At 59.9% G+C, this 15,092-nt stretch carries 15 protein-coding genes; 6 read left to right on the top strand and 9 right to left on the bottom strand.

The features are described 5' to 3' along the window. Positions 1–41: 41 nt before the first annotated feature. Positions 42–449, bottom strand: a complete 408-nt coding sequence (locus tag F2P67_RS16435; protein WP_045123128.1) for a flagellar basal body-associated protein FliL — start codon at positions 447–449, stop codon at positions 42–44. Positions 450–599: 150 nt separating this feature from the next. On the opposite strand from F2P67_RS16435, the gene F2P67_RS16440 reads away from it, so the two are divergent. Further along, entirely contained in the window at positions 600–1,577 is a 978-nt protein-coding gene (locus tag F2P67_RS16440; RefSeq protein WP_166221692.1) for an NADPH:quinone oxidoreductase family protein, read from the top strand. Here F2P67_RS16440 and F2P67_RS16445 read toward each other — a convergent pair. Beyond that, positions 1,522–2,211, bottom strand: coding sequence for a flagellar basal body-associated protein FliL (locus tag F2P67_RS16445; protein ID WP_246226512.1), 690 nt, complete (start codon positions 2,209–2,211; stop codon positions 1,522–1,524). The genes F2P67_RS16440 and F2P67_RS16445 overlap by 56 nt on opposite strands. A gap of 224 nt (positions 2,212–2,435) precedes the next feature. Between F2P67_RS16445 and glpT the strand changes: the two genes are divergently transcribed. Further along, complete coding sequence (glpT, locus tag F2P67_RS16450; protein WP_047596691.1) at positions 2,436–3,785, top strand: glycerol-3-phosphate transporter; 1,350 nt, start codon at positions 2,436–2,438, stop codon at positions 3,783–3,785. On the opposite strand, the gene F2P67_RS16455 is transcribed toward glpT, so the two are convergent. The 7 genes from F2P67_RS16455 to F2P67_RS16485 form a co-directional block, all read right to left on the bottom strand. Continuing rightward, positions 3,761–4,429 (bottom strand): gamma-glutamylcyclotransferase, encoded by a 669-nt coding sequence (locus F2P67_RS16455; RefSeq protein WP_166221694.1) that lies wholly within the window; start codon positions 4,427–4,429, stop codon positions 3,761–3,763. The two genes, glpT and F2P67_RS16455, sit on opposite strands and share 25 nt — an antisense overlap. Before the next feature lie 196 nt (positions 4,430–4,625). After that, positions 4,626–5,594, bottom strand: a complete 969-nt coding sequence (locus F2P67_RS16460) for a CDP-6-deoxy-delta-3,4-glucoseen reductase (RefSeq protein WP_166221695.1) — start codon at positions 5,592–5,594, stop codon at positions 4,626–4,628. After that, entirely contained in the window at positions 5,594–7,060 is a 1,467-nt protein-coding gene (gene ubiD / locus F2P67_RS16465; protein ID WP_166221697.1) for a 4-hydroxy-3-polyprenylbenzoate decarboxylase, read from the bottom strand. Before ubiD ends, F2P67_RS16460 begins: the two co-directional genes overlap by 1 nt. A gap of 80 nt (positions 7,061–7,140) precedes the next feature. Further along, positions 7,141–9,096 (bottom strand): acyltransferase family protein, encoded by a 1,956-nt coding sequence (locus tag F2P67_RS16470; protein ID WP_166221698.1) that lies wholly within the window; start codon positions 9,094–9,096, stop codon positions 7,141–7,143. Between the two features lie 139 nt (positions 9,097–9,235). Continuing rightward, complete coding sequence (gene rho / locus F2P67_RS16475) at positions 9,236–10,495, bottom strand: transcription termination factor Rho (RefSeq protein WP_003229334.1); 1,260 nt, start codon at positions 10,493–10,495, stop codon at positions 9,236–9,238. Positions 10,496–10,744: 249 nt separating this feature from the next. Next, the gene (trxA, locus tag F2P67_RS16480; protein WP_003206727.1) at positions 10,745–11,074 is read right to left on the bottom strand and encodes a thioredoxin TrxA; all 330 of its coding nucleotides are present in this window, start codon (positions 11,072–11,074) and stop codon (positions 10,745–10,747) included. 120 nt (positions 11,075–11,194) lie between these two features. Next, positions 11,195–11,902 (bottom strand): FadR/GntR family transcriptional regulator, encoded by a 708-nt coding sequence (locus F2P67_RS16485; RefSeq protein WP_166221699.1) that lies wholly within the window; start codon positions 11,900–11,902, stop codon positions 11,195–11,197. Positions 11,903–12,158: 256 nt separating this feature from the next. Here F2P67_RS16485 and F2P67_RS16490 point away from each other — a divergent pair, with 256 nt between their 5' ends. From F2P67_RS16490 to F2P67_RS16505, 4 genes are read left to right on the top strand one after another with little or no spacing between them, the layout of a single operon-like run. Then, entirely contained in the window at positions 12,159–12,944 is a 786-nt protein-coding gene (locus tag F2P67_RS16490) for a transporter substrate-binding domain-containing protein (protein ID WP_166221700.1), read from the top strand. Positions 12,945–12,965: 21 nt separating this feature from the next. After that, positions 12,966–13,634, top strand: a complete 669-nt coding sequence (locus tag F2P67_RS16495; protein ID WP_166221701.1) for an amino acid ABC transporter permease — start codon at positions 12,966–12,968, stop codon at positions 13,632–13,634. Next, a complete protein-coding gene (locus F2P67_RS16500) occupies positions 13,631–14,281 on the top strand; it encodes an amino acid ABC transporter permease (RefSeq protein WP_166221702.1) in 651 nt (216 codons plus the stop codon). The genes F2P67_RS16495 and F2P67_RS16500 overlap by 4 nt, the downstream gene beginning before the upstream one ends. Further along, positions 14,268–15,005 carry an amino acid ABC transporter ATP-binding protein gene (locus F2P67_RS16505; protein ID WP_166221703.1) on the top strand — a complete coding sequence of 246 codons (738 nt, stop codon included), beginning with the start codon at positions 14,268–14,270 and terminating at the stop codon, positions 15,003–15,005. Before F2P67_RS16500 ends, F2P67_RS16505 begins: the two co-directional genes overlap by 14 nt. The last annotated feature ends 87 nt before the right edge of the window (positions 15,006–15,092 follow it).

Genomic DNA, 15,092 nt, shown 5'->3' on the forward strand with positions numbered 1-15,092 from the left:
CTGGCTTGCCAGCGATAGGGCCAGCCCGGACAACGAATGCCTTACTGAATGATCAGGTTGTTGAACAACAGATCCTCGACCACCGGCTTGCCGGTTTCGTCATTCATCACTTGCTGCGTCTGCTTCAACGCTTCCTGACGCAGTTTTTCCTTGCCTTCGATGCTGCTCATCGCCTCGGTGCTCTGCTGGGTGAACAGCGCGACCAACTGGTTGCGGATCAGCGGTTCGTTGGCCTTGACCAGTTTGGTCGCCTCTTCGCCCGTCACGCGCAATGCGACGTCAGCCTTGTAGACCTTCAGCTTTGGCGTGCCATCCAGCCCGTAGTTGCCCACAAACGGCGGGCTCAGGGTGATGTAGTTGACCTTCGGCGCCTCGCCTTCTTTGGCTTCTTCGGCCAGCGCTGCCACAGGCAGAGACAGGGCCAGCAACAACATGATCCACGCTTTCACAATTCGCTCCTTATCCGGTTTGCGGCCTAGCATAACGACCCGCCGCGCAAGCACAAGCTTATGGCTGACTATCAGGGCCGGGCATGCTCGTTGACCCGTTGACTGACACACCTACACTTATCGGCCATCACTCCCAAAGGAATAGCCCTGATGAAAGCCGTGCTGTGCAAAGCCTTCGGCCCTGCCGAATCGCTGGTGCTGGAAGACGTCGCCAGTCCTGTCGCCAAGAAGAACGAAATCCTGCTGGACGTGCACGCCGCCGGGGTCAACTTCCCGGACACGCTGATCATCGAGGGCAAATACCAGTTCAAACCGCCCTTCCCGTTCTCCCCGGGTGGCGAAGCGGCTGGCGTAGTGCGCGACGTCGGCGAGAAGGTCAGCCACCTGAAAGTCGGCGACCGCGTCATGGCCCTGACCGGCTGGGGCAGTTTCGCCGAGCAGGTAGCAGTGCCGGGCTATAACGTATTGCCGATTCCGCCGTCGATGGACTTCAACACCGCCGCCGCCTTCAGCATGACCTACGGCACCTCGATGCACGCCCTCAAGCAACGCGCCAATCTGCAACCGGGCGAAACCCTGTTGGTACTCGGTGCGTCGGGCGGTGTCGGCCTCGCTGCCGTAGAGATCGGCAAAGCCATGGGCGCTCGCGTCATCGCCGCGGCCAGCAGTGCGGAAAAACTCGCCGTGGCCAAGGCGGCCGGCGCCGATGAACTGATCAACTACAGCGAAACCAGCCTCAAGGACGAAATCAAGCGCCTTACCGATGGCCAAGGCGCCGACGTGATTTACGACCCGGTCGGTGGCGACCTGTTCGATCAAGCCATCCGCGCCATCGCCTGGAACGGCCGTCTGCTGGTGGTCGGTTTCGCCAGCGGACGCATTCCCGAACTGCCGGTCAATCTTGCTCTGCTCAAAGGCGCGGCAGTGCTCGGGGTGTTTTGGGGCTCGTTCGCCCAACGCCAACCGCAGGACAACGCGGCGAATTTCCAGCAACTGTTCGGCTGGTTTGCCGAAGGCAAGTTGCAACCACTGGTGTCGCAGGTTTATCCGCTGAACAATGCGGCGCAGGCGATCAATGATCTTGGCCAGCGCAAGGCGGTGGGCAAAGTGGTGGTGCAGGTGCGCTGAAGCCTGATTGCCCGGGCGACTGCTCAATGTCGCCCGGCAGCAAGTGCTCCTGAATCTTCTGACTGCGTGACAGGATCAACTGCCCCTTGTCATCAAAGCGCAGAACAATCAGCCAGTCATAAACATCCACCGGCCATTTTGGCTGGCCGATCAGCGCGGGGCCGTCGCCACCGAACGCGGCGATCAATTTGTTGATGTGCCCGTGGTGCCAGGCGATCAGCACGGTTTTCGCCTGATTTTTCTTGCGCAGCAGCTCTACCAGTTTGTCGACATCATTATTGGCGTACGGCTGTTCAATCGGCAGTTGCAGGCGTTGAGACAATGGGATCAGCGTCTGCCAAGGCCGCATGCTTTCGGCGCTGTCAGCGGTGGCGATCAGACGTTGCGGGATCAGCGCCTGGCCACCCAGTTTCAGCGGGTCGAAATAGTCGGCGTAGGCCGTGGCACGCTGTTCGCCTCGGGCGTTGAGCTCCCGGCCCACCTCGGGCTTTTCCGCATGACGAACGATCAACACAGTGACATTGCGCAAGCCCGGCGCCGTAGCGCCCTGGGCAAAACTCAGCGCCACCACTGACACAGCGACGGCCACCACCATCAATAACCTGGGCAATAACCTGCGGACGTTCGGGTCCATCGTTTATCTCTGCGCGAAGGGGGCTGTAAGTGACCGCGAGTCTAAGTCACTGCAACGGCACCGAGACAAAAACGCCCTGTTCTTACAGCTGAGCGACAGGTTCGTAAAGGAACACGCGAATTCCACTATTTCCGCTGTTTGGTCAATGCGAACCGGTGCTATTTTCGGTAACGAAACTGTAACATTCGCATCCGCAGTCAAAACAAGAAATTTGGAGCTCTTGAATGTTTGCTTTCTTTCGTCCTGCCGCACATCAGGCTCCCCTGCCTGAAGAAAAAATAGACAGCACCTACCGACGCCTGCGCTGGCAGATCTTCGCCGGTATCTTCTTTGGTTACGCGGGTTATTACCTGCTGCGCAAGAACTTCTCGCTGGCCATGCCTTACCTGATCGACGAAGGCTACAGCCGTGGCGATCTGGGTCTGGCGATGTCGGCAATTGCCATCGCCTACGGCTTGTCGAAGTTCCTCATGGGCCTGGTGTCCGACCGCTCCAACCCGCGTTACTTCCTGCCGTTCGGCCTGCTGGTGTCGGCCGGGGTGATGTTCATTTTCGGTTTCGCGCCTTGGGCAACGTCCAGCGTGACCATGATGTTCATTCTGCTGTTCATCAACGGCTGGGCGCAGGGCATGGGCTGGCCGCCGAGCGGACGCACGATGGTGCACTGGTGGTCGCAGAAGGAACGCGGCGGCGTGGTGTCGGTGTGGAACGTGGCGCATAACGTCGGCGGCGGTCTGATCGGCCCGCTGTTCCTGATCGGCATGGGCCTGTTCAACGACTGGCACGCGGCGTTCTATGTACCGGCTGCCGTGGCACTGGGCGTGGCGGTGTTTGCCTTCATCACCATGCGCGACACCCCGCAATCAGTCGGTCTGCCGCCGATCGAGAAGTACAAGAACGATTACCCGGAAGGCTACGACGCCAGCCACGAAGACGAATTCAGCGCCAAGGAAATCTTCGTCAAATACGTGCTGCGCAACAAAATGCTCTGGTACATCGCCATGGCCAACGTCTTCGTTTACCTGCTGCGCTACGGCGTGCTGGACTGGGCGCCGACCTACCTGAAGGAAGCCAAGGGTTTCACCGTGGATAAAACCTCGTGGGCCTATTTCTTCTACGAGTGGGCGGGCATTCCGGGCACGCTGCTGTGCGGCTGGATGTCGGACAAGATCTTCCGTGGCAACCGTGGCCTGACCGGCATGGTGTTCATGGCCTTGGTGACTGTCGCGACGCTGGTGTACTGGCTGAACCCGGCCGGCAACCCGACCGTCGACATGATCGCGCTGTTCTCGATCGGCTTCCTGATCTACGGCCCGGTGATGCTGATCGGCCTGCAAGCGCTGGAACTGGCACCGAAGAAAGCAGCCGGTACGGCCGCAGGCTTCACGGGTCTGTTCGGTTATCTGGGCGGTTCGGTCGCGGCGAGTGCGGCGATGGGCTACACCGTGGACCATTTCGGCTGGGACGGTGGTTTCGTGCTGCTGGTGGGCGCTTGCCTGCTGTCGATGGCCTTCCTGGCCCCGACGCTGTGGCACAAGCAAGTTGCCAGTCAGAGCCGCGAAGCAGTCGCTTGATCGGCCTTTGACTTACAGCGCTTGAGCCGCGCCTCCAGATTGCGGTCTGGCATGGCGTGGCTGCGCAGGGCGTGCGCGGTCTGCTCGACATAATCGCGAGTGGTGCCGTAACGCCCGCAAGCGCTTTCGAACACCTGGCTCAGCACATGATCCGGCAAGTTGCCGGCATAGCTGGGCAGGTGTCGCTCCAAAACGAATCCCAATGCCTGAACCTGACTGCCATCTTCGAGCCGGCAGTTGAGCCAGTGTGGACGATAAGAAGGGAATGGCATCTCGCGTTTCCATAGCGCATACAGCGCAGCGTCGAGATTGTCTTCCGGCAGCCGATAGGCGAAGCCGCTGCACGAACCGCCACGATCCAGACCGAACACCAGTCCCGGCATTTCCGGCGTGCCACGATGTTCGTGCGACCACAAATACAAACCACGATGGTAGCCATGCACGCGGCCACGCACGCGCTCGACCGCCGAACACTCCGGGCGCCAGATCAGCGAACCGTAGGCGAACAGCCACACCGGCCCGCCCTTGTGGCGCGCCATGGTCGATTGCATGGAAGCGAGAAGTTGTTCGTGCGTCAGCTGCGGCCCAAGATCGAGCCGCGGAGGGTAAGCCAGGTTCAGAAAAGCGTTTTCAATGGCGCTCATGGCGAATAGCGTTCAGCTCCCCGCGGGTGAAGAATTACTTAATAGAACGCACCGCTGTAACAATAAGGCACATATGTTTTAAGGCAATTTGAGTGCCATGGCACAGTTCTTAATGGATTGCCTGTTTTATATATAACCTAGCGGTATTTATGCAATTACATAAATACCGATCGGCTATATGGAGAGTTATAAAGATTCAGGAACGAGGCGCGTAAGCGAACACGTCAGCGCGCATTTGATGCGCGTCCATCCCCGCTTCAACCAACGCATCCAGCGTGCCGTAGACCATGGCCGGCGAGCCGCTGGCGTAGACATGCAAGGGTTTCAGATCGGGGAAGTCTTCGCACACCGCTTCGTGCAACATCCCGCAGCGCCCTTCCCAGCCACATTGATCGCTGACGACTTTGTGCAGAAAAAGATTGGGCAACTTCAGCCATTCGTCCCAATGTTCGATCTGATAAAAATCTTCCGGACGACGCACGCCCCAATACAGATGCACCGGGTGTTTGAAGCCATTGGCGCGGCAGTGCTCGATCAGGCTGTGAATCTGGCCCATGCCCGTGCCGGCAGCGATCAGTACCAGCGGCCCGTCCGGCAATTCGGCCAGGTGGGTATCACCGAACGGCAGCTCGACGCGCACCATCGCGTTGCGTTGTAGTTGTTCGATCAGGCTCAGTGCACTGGCTTCGCGCGCCAGCACGTGAATTTCCAGATCGCGCCCGCCGTGGGGTGCCGAGGCCATGGAGAACGCCGACTTCTCGCCGTTCTCGCGCTCGATCATCAAATACTGCCCGGCGTGATAACGCGGCGGCTTGCCGGCCGGCGCACGCAGGCGCACGCGCCAGGTATCGCCACCGACGTCCCGGCATTCGATGACCTGACACGACAGGCTGCGCACCGGCAGTTCTCCCAGCGCGAGCACGCCATCCCACAGCAGGATGCAGTCTTCCAGCGGCTCGGCTATGCAAGTGTAGAACTCGCCGTGGTCATGCACCTTGCCGGCCTGTTCGACGCGGCCTTCGACCAGCAGCGCCGCACACACATGACAATTGCCGTTGCGGCAGCTTTGCGGGCATTCGTAGCCCAGGCGCCGCGCACCATCGAGAATCCGCTCGCCGGGCCGTATCTCAAGCACCGCTCCGGAGGGCTGCAGGGTTACACGCATCAATCTATTCCTAACTGATTCCAGATGGCATCGATCCGTTGGGTGACGGCGTCGTCCTTGACGATCACGCGACCCCATTCGCGAGTGGTTTCGCCCGGCCACTTGTGGGTAGCATCGAGGCCCATTTTCGAACCCAGGCCGGAGATCGGCGAGGCGAAGTCGAGGTAGTCGATCGGCGTGTTGTCGATCATCACCGTATCGCGCTTGGGGTCCATGCGCGTGGTGATGGCCCAGATCACGTCGTTCCAGTCCCGCGCGTTGATATCGTCGTCAGTGACGATAACGAACTTGGTGTACATGAACTGTCGCAAAAACGACCAGACACCCAGCATCACGCGCTTGGCGTGGCCCGGATACGACTTCTTCATCGTCACGATGGCCATGCGGTACGAGCAACCTTCCGGCGGCAGGTAGAAGTCGGTGATCTCCGGGAACTGCTTCTGCAGGATCGGCACGAACACTTCGTTCAGCGCCACGCCGAGAATCGCCGGCTCGTCCGGCGGACGGCCGGTGTAGGTGCTGTGGTAGATCGGTTTGATCCGGTGGGTGATGCGCTCGACGGTGAACACCGGGAAGCTGTCGACTTCGTTGTAGTAACCGGTGTGGTCGCCGTACGGGCCTTCGTCGGCCATCTCGCCCGGATGAATCACGCCTTCGAGGATGATTTCGGCCGTGGCCGGCACTTGCAGGTCGTTGCCGCGGCACTTCACCAGCTCCGTGCGGCTGTCGCGCAGCAGACCGGCGAAGGCGTATTCGGAGAGGCTGTCCGGCACCGGAGTGACCGCGCCGAGAATGGTTGCCGGATCCGCGCCAAGGGCCACGGAAACCGGGAACGGCTGGCCCGGATGCTTCTCGCACCACTCACGGAAGTCCAGCGCGCCGCCACGGTGGCTGAGCCAGCGCATGATGACCTTGTTGCGGCCAATGACTTGCTGACGGTAGATGCCGAGGTTCTGCCGGTCCTTGTTCGGGCCTTTGGTAACGGTCAAGCCCCAGGTGATCAACGGCGCCACGTCGCCCGGCCAGCAGGTCTGCACCGGCAGCATCGCCAAGTCGACGTCATCACCTTCGATGACCACTTCCTGGCACGGGGCGTCTTTGACGACTTTCGGCGCCATCGCGATGATCTTGCGGAAGATCGGCAACTTCGACCACGCGTCCTTCAAGCCCTTCGGCGGCTCCGGCTCCTTGAGGAAGGCCAGCAGCTTGCCGATTTCGCGCAGCTCGCTGACCGACTCGGCGCCCATGCCCATGGCAACCCGCTCAGGGGTGCCGAACAGGTTGCCGAGCACCGGGATATCGTAGCCGGTGGGTTTCTCGAACAGCAGCGCCGGGCCCTTGGCCCGCAGCGTGCGGTCGCACACCTCGGTCATTTCCAGCACCGGCGAGACGGGAATCTGGATGCGTTTCAACTCTCCGCGCTGCTCAAGCTGCTGCACGAAATCCCGAAGATCCTTGAATTTCATTGACGATGGCACCCTCAAAATAGGCGTACATCCTACCTGCTCTGACGGGCAAACAGCAGCCCGTCAGCGCCCTGCATCGCTCAATTGTGGCTGGTACCCAGCAGTATCGGCGCAAACAACGGACTCAATCGTGCACTGCCGGCGTCCGACAAATGATCTTCGTCCCGGTACTGCGAATGACCGTTGACCTCGATACTGCAGACGCCGCCCGCACACATCATCGGTGTCGGATCGATCACGTGCACGCCCGGATCGGCAGCGCTCATGGCTTCAAACAGGACGCTGATGAAATGTTGTCGCGCCAGATGCTCTTCAAGAGGGCGTCCGAGCCCCTCCGCCGAACGACCTATTCGCGCGAGGCTGGTCAGGCGATTGATCGCGCCCTTGTGTTGCAAGGGCACGTCTTTAAAGAGCCAGACTTGCACCCCGGCTTCCCTCAGCGCAGCCACTCGCGCCTTCAGCGCAACGGCCATGCGCTGCTCGGCCTGGGCGATATCGTCCTGGGGATTGAGCAGAACCTTCTTGTCCCCGTCTTCGCGGCCATACATGTACAGACTCCAGTTGGACGCCAGCACCACATCCTTGATCCCCAGGCTGCGCACTCGCTCCATGGTCTGCTCGTTGAAATCCTTGCAGCGCTGGCGCGGATCATCACTGAGGATCGGCGGGCAAGCGCTCATGCTGTACAACCAGACCGGACGCCCTTCGCGACGGGCATTGCTCTCGATGGCCGGGAGCAACGCGGCGGTGTGGCTGTCACCCCAGATCAGTTGAGTGGCCGGGACATCGTCATTGCCACCGACCAGGCAGGCCTTGTCCAGCGACTTGTCCTGAGTGACCAACATGCACTTCATCTGCCCGGCCCGCCATTCACGGGACTGCGCATATTCCAGAGCCTTTCCGGTCAGACGTTGCGGAACACCATCGGCCGAGCGAATCGCAGAACCTGACGCCACCAATACGGCGATGGTCGCGACCGCACCGGCCAGCACTGCATTGCGCGAAGCCAGCAGGCGTTTCTCTCGGAACGGCAACTCGACATAGCGCAGGCTCAGCCACGCGAGGCCCAGCGCCAGAGCGATCCAGCCGATAGCCTCGACAGGCTGAATTCCATCAACCGAAATGGCATTCGCGTAGACATAGACCGGCCAGTGCCACAGATACAGCGAGTAAGAGAGCAAGCCGACCCAGACCAGCGCGCGCAGACTCAACAACCGGGCGGTCCAGCACGCGCTCTGCGTGCCCGACCAGATCAGCGCCGTAGTGCCCAGCACCGGCAATAAAGCCGCCCAGCCGGGAAATACGGTGGATTTGTCAAAAGTGAACACCGCGACCAGTACGGCTGCCAGCCCGGCGACGCCGACCGTTTGATACAACCATGGACGTACAGCCTGTTTCGGCGCCGGTGTCACGGCAAGCATTGCGCCGCACAACAGCTCCCAGGCACGGGTTGGCAGAGAGAAGAAGGCGAATTCCGGTCTGTGCTCGATGTAGTGAATGTTAAAGCCAAACGACACCAGCAGTACGGCAAGCAGCACCCAGCGCCAATGACGGAAAAAGCGAACCAGCACAGCCATCAGCAACGGGAAGAAAATGTAGTACTGCTCTTCCACCGCCAACGACCAGGTGTGCAGCAGCGGTTTCAGATCCGAAGCCGGCTGGAAATAGCCATCCTCACGCATGAACAGAATGTTGGAAATGAACAGCGACTGATAGCGCACCGTTCGTCCCAGTTCGGAGTAGTCCTTGGCCGTCAGCAGCAACCAGCCCAATGCCAGCGTGACCAGCATGACCACGCTCAGGGCCGGAATAATGCGACGAGCGCGACGGGCCCAGAAATCAATAAAGCTGAAACGCTGCGCGCTGATTTCCCGCAACAGGATGCCGGTGATCAGGAAACCGGAAATGACGAAGAACACGTCAACGCCGACAAAACCGCCGCTGAATGTAGTAAATCCGAAATGAAAAAGTACGACGGGGATAACCGCCAGAGCCCGTAATCCGTCGATATCACGGCGATTGCCAAACGTGTGCATGAAAGCCCTTTCCAATTCTGGATACATCGTCCAAAGAGAGGGCGAAACTTATCAGCCGGGTAAATTTCATTCCAGATACAAATTCATCAGGGCAAAAAAAAGCGCCCTTTCGGGCGCTTCTTTCCAAACGTGTTTCGTATTACTTGCGCTTCATCGACAAGAAGAACTCGTCGTTGGTCTTGGTCGTTTTCAGCTTGTCGACCAGGAACTCGATGGCGGCGACTTCGTCCATCGGGTGCAGCAGCTTGCGCAGGATCCACATGCGCTGCAGTTCGTCGTCGGCGGTCAGCAACTCTTCGCGGCGGGTGCCCGAGCGGTTGATGTTGATGGCCGGGAAGACGCGCTTTTCCGCAATCTTGCGATCCAGCGGCAGTTCCATGTTGCCGGTACCCTTGAACTCTTCGTAGATCACTTCGTCCATCTTCGAGCCGGTTTCAACCAGCGCGGTGGCGATAATGGTCAGCGAGCCGCCTTCTTCGATGTTACGCGCGGCACCGAAGAAACGTTTTGGCTTCTCCAGGGCGTGGGCATCGACACCACCGGTCAGTACCTTGCCGGAGCTCGGGATCACGGTGTTGTAGGCACGGGCCAGACGGGTGATGGAGTCGAGCAGGATCACCACGTCCTTCTTGTGTTCGACCAGGCGCTTGGCCTTCTCGATCACCATTTCGGCAACCTGTACGTGACGGGTCGGCGGCTCGTCGAAGGTCGAGGCAACCACTTCGCCGCGCACGGTGCGCTGCATTTCGGTCACTTCTTCCGGACGTTCGTCGATCAACAGCACGATCAGGTGAACTTCAGGATTGTTACGGGCGATGTTCGCTGCGATGTTCTGCAGCATGATCGTTTTACCGGCTTTCGGCGGTGCGACGATCAGACCACGCTGGCCCTTGCCGATCGGGGCACACAGGTCGATCACACGACCAGTCAGGTCTTCGGTGGAACCGTTACCGGCTTCCATCTTCATGCGCACGGTCGGGAACAGCGGGGTCAGGTTCTCGAAGAGAATCTTGTTTTTCGCGTTCTCGGGACGATCGAAGTTGATTGTGTCGACCTTGAGCAGGGCGAAATACCGCTCGCCTTCCTTCGGAGGGCGGATCTTGCCAACGATGGTGTCACCGGTGCGCAAGTTGAAACGGCGGATCTGGCTCGGCGAGACGTAGATATCGTCAGGGCCGGCGAGGTAGGAAGCGTCAGCGGAGCGCAGGAAGCCGAAGCCGTCCTGGAGAATCTCCAGCACGCCATCACCGGAGATTTCCTCGCCGCTTTTAGCGTGCTTTTTCAGCAGGGAGAAAATCACGTCCTGCTTGCGCGAACGGGCCATATTTTCTATGCCCATCTGTTCGGCCAATTCGAGCAGTTCGGTAATCGGCTTTTGCTTGAGTTCAGTCAGATTCATATAGGAATGACGTAATCATTTATGGAGGGGGGGAAATTAAGCTTTTGGCTTAATGAGGCCGCGCCGCGGAGAAGGCGACAGGATCGCGTACTTGTTCGAAAAGGAGTGCGTCGGCGACGGCTAGCAGGGGGCAGTGGAGAAACCAGTGCGGGGCCGAATGTACCACCTGAGTTTCGGAGCGTCTAGCCCTGAATATGCAAAAAGCCCCGCTAATTGCGGGGCTTTTTTTCAGGCACTTTACAGCGACGCTTAGATGTTGGCGTCGAGGAAAGCAGCCAGTTGCGACTTCGACAGGGCGCCGACTTTGGTCGCTTCAACGTTGCCGTTCTTGAACAGCATCAGCGTCGGGATACCACGCACGCCGTGCTTGGCCGGGGTTTCCTGGTTTTCGTCGATGTTCAGTTTGGCGACGGTCAGCTTGCCTTTGTAAGTCTCGGCAATCTCGTCCAGAACCGGAGCGATCATTTTGCAAGGGCCGCACCATTCAGCCCAGTAGTCGACCAGGACAGCGCCTTCGGCCTTGAGTACGTCGGCTTCGAAGCTAGCGTCGCTAACGTGTTTGATAAGATCGCTGCTCATGGAATTCTCCAGGTTGTAAGCAAAAAAACGTGGCCCATCATATCCGCCCTTCCCCGGTTCAGGAAGCCGCAGATGATTGAGTCTTGCTATGGTGCCCCATGAGTCTGGGTATAGCTCAAGTCACGCCGTGGCGGGGGCGATGAAGGCAATTCCGGTGCGCAGTGCGGCATTGCGCACGTGTTCCTGCATGGCTTTTTGCGCCGCACCCGAGGCTCGACGGGCCAGTGCGCGAAGGATCTTGCGGTGCTCCTGCCAGGTTTCCATGGCCCGTTCGGCGCGGATGAACGGTAGTTTCTGGCTCTCCAGAAAGATCTCGGCACTGTTGGTGAGGATGCTCAGCATCGCCTGATTGCCGCTGGCCAGCAGGATGCGCCGGTGAAATTCGAAGTCCAGTTTCGCCGCCGCCTCGAAGTCGCCAGCCTTCAATTGCTCACGCATCGCCGCCACATTGTCTTCCAGCGCATCCAGCTCGAACGTGCTCAGCGTCACCGCCGCCAGCCCGGCGGCAAAGCCTTCGAGCGCATAACGAAGCTGAAAGATGTCCAGCGGCGAAGCTTGCGCGGCGAACGGCCAGCTCAGCGAATGCTCGCTGCGCGAAAGCTCCACCGGCGACTGCACGAACACACCCTTGCCCGGCTGAATGCTGACCACGCCCAGCGCGCTCAGTGAGGACAGCGCCTCACGCAACGACGCGCGACTCACGCCCAATTGAACTGCCAGATCGCGCTGTGACGGCAAGGCGTCGCCCGGGGCGAAGCCCTGTTCGGTGATCAGTTTGCGGATCGCTTGCAACGCCACTTCGGGTACGGCGCGGGAGATCGAGTTCATGGTTTTCCAGACGAACCAGGCCAATGTGCGGCTAGTTGTAAAGCTATTCGGTGAGTCCGGCAAGTCGTGCCCCAACGGGGTTCGGTGCCGCGGGCCGATGCGCCACGGCAGTGCGAAAAACAACCTGACTGTTCAGACCAGTAAGACCGAACAAACCCGGAAAAACCGCGGCCTGCGTGGCTTAAGCACACGTATTGGCACGGCCCATGCTCTGTCCGATCGCAGAAATCACTTCCCGTCGATCCGGAGATTGTTCATGACCAAGCGTTACAGCGCCCTCCTCGCCTCCCTGTTTGCCGGCCTGCTGCTGAGTCAGGCTCCCGCCCACGCCGACGGTCTCGACGACGTGGTCAAACGCGGCACGTTGAAAGTCGCCGTGCCCCAGGACTTCCCGCCGTTCGGCTCGGTCGGCCCGGACATGAATCCTCGCGGTCTGGACATCGACACAGCCAAACTGCTGGCCGACCAACTCAAGGTCAAACTCGAACTGACCCCGGTCAACAGCACCAACCGCATTCCGTTTCTGACCACCGGCAAGGTCGATCTGGTGATTTCCAGCCTCGGCAAAAACCCGGAGCGCGAGAAAGTCATCGATTTCTCTCGCGCCTACGCTCCGTTTTACCTCGCGGTGTTCGGCCCGCCAGAAGCCGCGATCGCCAGCCTCGACGACCTCAAGGGCAAAACCATCAGCGTCACCCGTGGTGCCATCGAAGACATCGAGCTGAGCAAAGTCGCCCCCGAAGGCGTGACTATCAAGCGTTTCGAAGACAACAACTCGACCATCGCCGCTTACCTCGCCGGGCAAGTCGATCTGATCGCCAGCGGTAACGTGGTCATGGTCGCGATCAGCGAAAAAAACCCGAAACGCGTGCCGGCGCTGAAAGTGAAGCTCAAGGATTCGCCGGTCTACGTCGGCGTAAACAAGAACGAAGCAGCGCTGCTGGCCAAGGTCAACGATATCCTGACCACCGCCAAGGCTGACGGCGCGCTGGAAAAAAATTCGCAGACCTGGCTGAAAGAGCCGCTGCCGGCCGATCTCTGATCGACTGCGCGGGAGATTTTCATGGCTTATCAGTTCGATTTCTTGCCGGTGCTGGAAAACACCGACCTGCTGCTGCGCGGAGCACTGTTCACCCTTGAGCTGACGGCCATCGGCGCGCTGCTTGGGGTTGGCGTGGGAATTGTCGGAGCGCTGGTGCGGGCGTGGAACATTCGCCCGTTCTCGGCGATCTTCGGCGTCTACGTCGAGTTGATCCGCAACACGCCGTTTCTGGTGCAGTTGTTCTTCATTTTTTTCGGGCTGCCGTCGCTCGGTGTGCAGATTTCCGAGTGGCAGGCAGCGGTGCTGGCAATGGTGATCAACCTCGGCGCGTACTCGACTGAGATCATCCGCGCCGGTATTCAAGCGATCCCACGCGGGCAACTGGAAGCCGCCGCCGCGCTGGCAATGACGCGCTTCGAAGCGTTCCGCCATGTGGTGCTGCTGCCGGCGCTGGGCAAGGTCTGGCCGGCGCTGAGCAGCCAGATCATCATCGTCATGCTCGGCTCGGCAGTGTGTTCGCAGATTGCCACTGAAGAGCTGAGCTTCGCTGCCAACTTCATTCAGTCGCGCAACTTCCGCGCCTTTGAAACCTATGCGCTGACCACGCTGATCTACCTGTGCATGGCGCTGCTGATCCGCCAATTGCTGAACTGGATCGGTCGTCGCTACATTTCGAGGAGCAGCGCATGAGCGACTTCACCTTTTGGGACATCCTGCGCAACCTGCTCACCGGCCTGCAGTGGACGCTGGCGTTGTCGTTGGTGGCATTTATCGGCGGAGGCCTTGTCGGGCTGCTGATTCTGGTCATGCGCATCTCGAAAAACCCTCTGCCAAGCAACATTGCCCGCACCTGGATCGAACTGTTCCAGGGCACACCGTTGCTGATGCAGCTGTTTCTGGTGTTCTTCGGCGTGGCGCTGGCCGGGATCGAAATTTCGCCGTGGATGGCGGCGGCGATTGCTCTGACGCTGTTCACCAGCGCCTACCTGGCGGAGATCTGGCGTGGTTGCGTCGAGTCGATCCCGAATGGCCAGTGGGAAGCCTCGTCGAGCCTGGCGTTGAATCCGCTGGAGCAACTGCGCTACGTGATTCTGCCGCAAGCCTTGCGGATTGCCGTGGCGCCGACCGTGGGTTTCTCGGTGCAAGTAGTCAAAGGCACTGCGGTGACCTCGATCATCGGCTTCACCGAACTGACCAAGACCGGCGGCATGCTCGCCAACGCAACGTTTGAACCGTTCATGGTCTACGGCCTCGTTGCCCTGGGCTACTTCCTGCTCTGCTACCCCCTGTCCCTCAGTGCGCGCTACCTGGAAAGGAGACTGCATGCCTCTGCTTAGAATTTCCGCCCTGCATAAATACTACGGCGATCACCACGTGCTCAAAGGCATCGACCTCAGCGTCGAGGAAGGTCAGGTGGTGGCGATCATCGGCCGCAGCGGCTCGGGCAAATCGACCCTGCTGCGCACGCTCAATGGCCTGGAGTCGATTAACGACGGCGTGATCGAAGTCGACGGCGAGTACCTCGACGCCGCCCGCGCCGACCTGCGCAGCCTGCGGCAGAAAGTCGGGATGGTGTTTCAACAGTTCAACCTTTTCCCGCACCTGACGGTGGGCGAAAACGTGATGCTCGCGCCGCAAGTGGTGCAGAAAGTGCCCAAGACCAAGGCTGCCGAGCTGGCGCGCGAGATGCTGGACCGGGTCGGTCTGGGCGAGAAATTCGATGCCTTCCCGGATCGGCTGTCCGGCGGTCAGCAGCAGCGGGTGGCAATTGCCCGGGCGTTGGCGATGTCGCCAAAAGTACTGTTATGCGACGAGATCACCTCGGCGCTCGACCCGGAACTGGTCAATGAAGTGCTCAGCGTGGTGCGCCAACTGGCAAGGGAAGGCATGACGCTGATCATGGTCACCCACGAAATGCGCTTCGCCCGGGAGGTCGGGGACAAACTGGTGTTCATGCATCAAGGCAAGGTGCACGAAGTGGGCGATCCGAAGGTGTTGTTTGCCGATCCGCAGACGCCGGAGCTGGCGAATTTCATTGGCACGGTTGAAGCGACAGCCTGAAGGAAATACAGGCGCTTTCAGGCCCTCATCGCGAGCAGGCTCACTCCTACATTGGAATGCGGTCACCTGTAGGAGTGAGCCTGCTCG

The organism is Pseudomonas atagonensis (genome assembly GCF_011369485.1).
Taxonomy (GTDB): domain Bacteria; phylum Pseudomonadota; class Gammaproteobacteria; order Pseudomonadales; family Pseudomonadaceae; genus Aquipseudomonas; species Aquipseudomonas atagonensis.

Coding starts and splice junctions, on each gene's coding strand:
- F2P67_RS16440 (WP_166221692.1), top strand. CDS start 600: ATGAAAGCCGTGCTGTGCAAAGCCTTCGGCCCTGCCGAATCGCTGGTG.
- F2P67_RS16445 (WP_246226512.1), bottom strand. CDS start 2,211: ATGGACCCGAACGTCCGCAGGTTATTGCCCAGGTTATTGATGGTGGTG.
- glpT (WP_047596691.1), top strand. CDS start 2,436: ATGTTTGCTTTCTTTCGTCCTGCCGCACATCAGGCTCCCCTGCCTGAA.
- F2P67_RS16455 (WP_166221694.1), bottom strand. CDS start 4,429: ATGAGCGCCATTGAAAACGCTTTTCTGAACCTGGCTTACCCTCCGCGG.
- F2P67_RS16460 (WP_166221695.1), bottom strand. CDS start 5,594: ATGCGTGTAACCCTGCAGCCCTCCGGAGCGGTGCTTGAGATACGGCCC.
- ubiD (WP_166221697.1), bottom strand. CDS start 7,060: ATGAAATTCAAGGATCTTCGGGATTTCGTGCAGCAGCTTGAGCAGCGC.
- F2P67_RS16470 (WP_166221698.1), bottom strand. CDS start 9,096: ATGCACACGTTTGGCAATCGCCGTGATATCGACGGATTACGGGCTCTG.
- rho (WP_003229334.1), bottom strand. CDS start 10,495: ATGAATCTGACTGAACTCAAGCAAAAGCCGATTACCGAACTGCTCGAA.
- trxA (WP_003206727.1), bottom strand. CDS start 11,074: ATGAGCAGCGATCTTATCAAACACGTTAGCGACGCTAGCTTCGAAGCC.
- F2P67_RS16485 (WP_166221699.1), bottom strand. CDS start 11,902: ATGAACTCGATCTCCCGCGCCGTACCCGAAGTGGCGTTGCAAGCGATC.
- F2P67_RS16490 (WP_166221700.1), top strand. CDS start 12,159: ATGACCAAGCGTTACAGCGCCCTCCTCGCCTCCCTGTTTGCCGGCCTG.
- F2P67_RS16495 (WP_166221701.1), top strand. CDS start 12,966: ATGGCTTATCAGTTCGATTTCTTGCCGGTGCTGGAAAACACCGACCTG.
- F2P67_RS16500 (WP_166221702.1), top strand. CDS start 13,631: ATGAGCGACTTCACCTTTTGGGACATCCTGCGCAACCTGCTCACCGGC.
- F2P67_RS16505 (WP_166221703.1), top strand. CDS start 14,268: ATGCCTCTGCTTAGAATTTCCGCCCTGCATAAATACTACGGCGATCAC.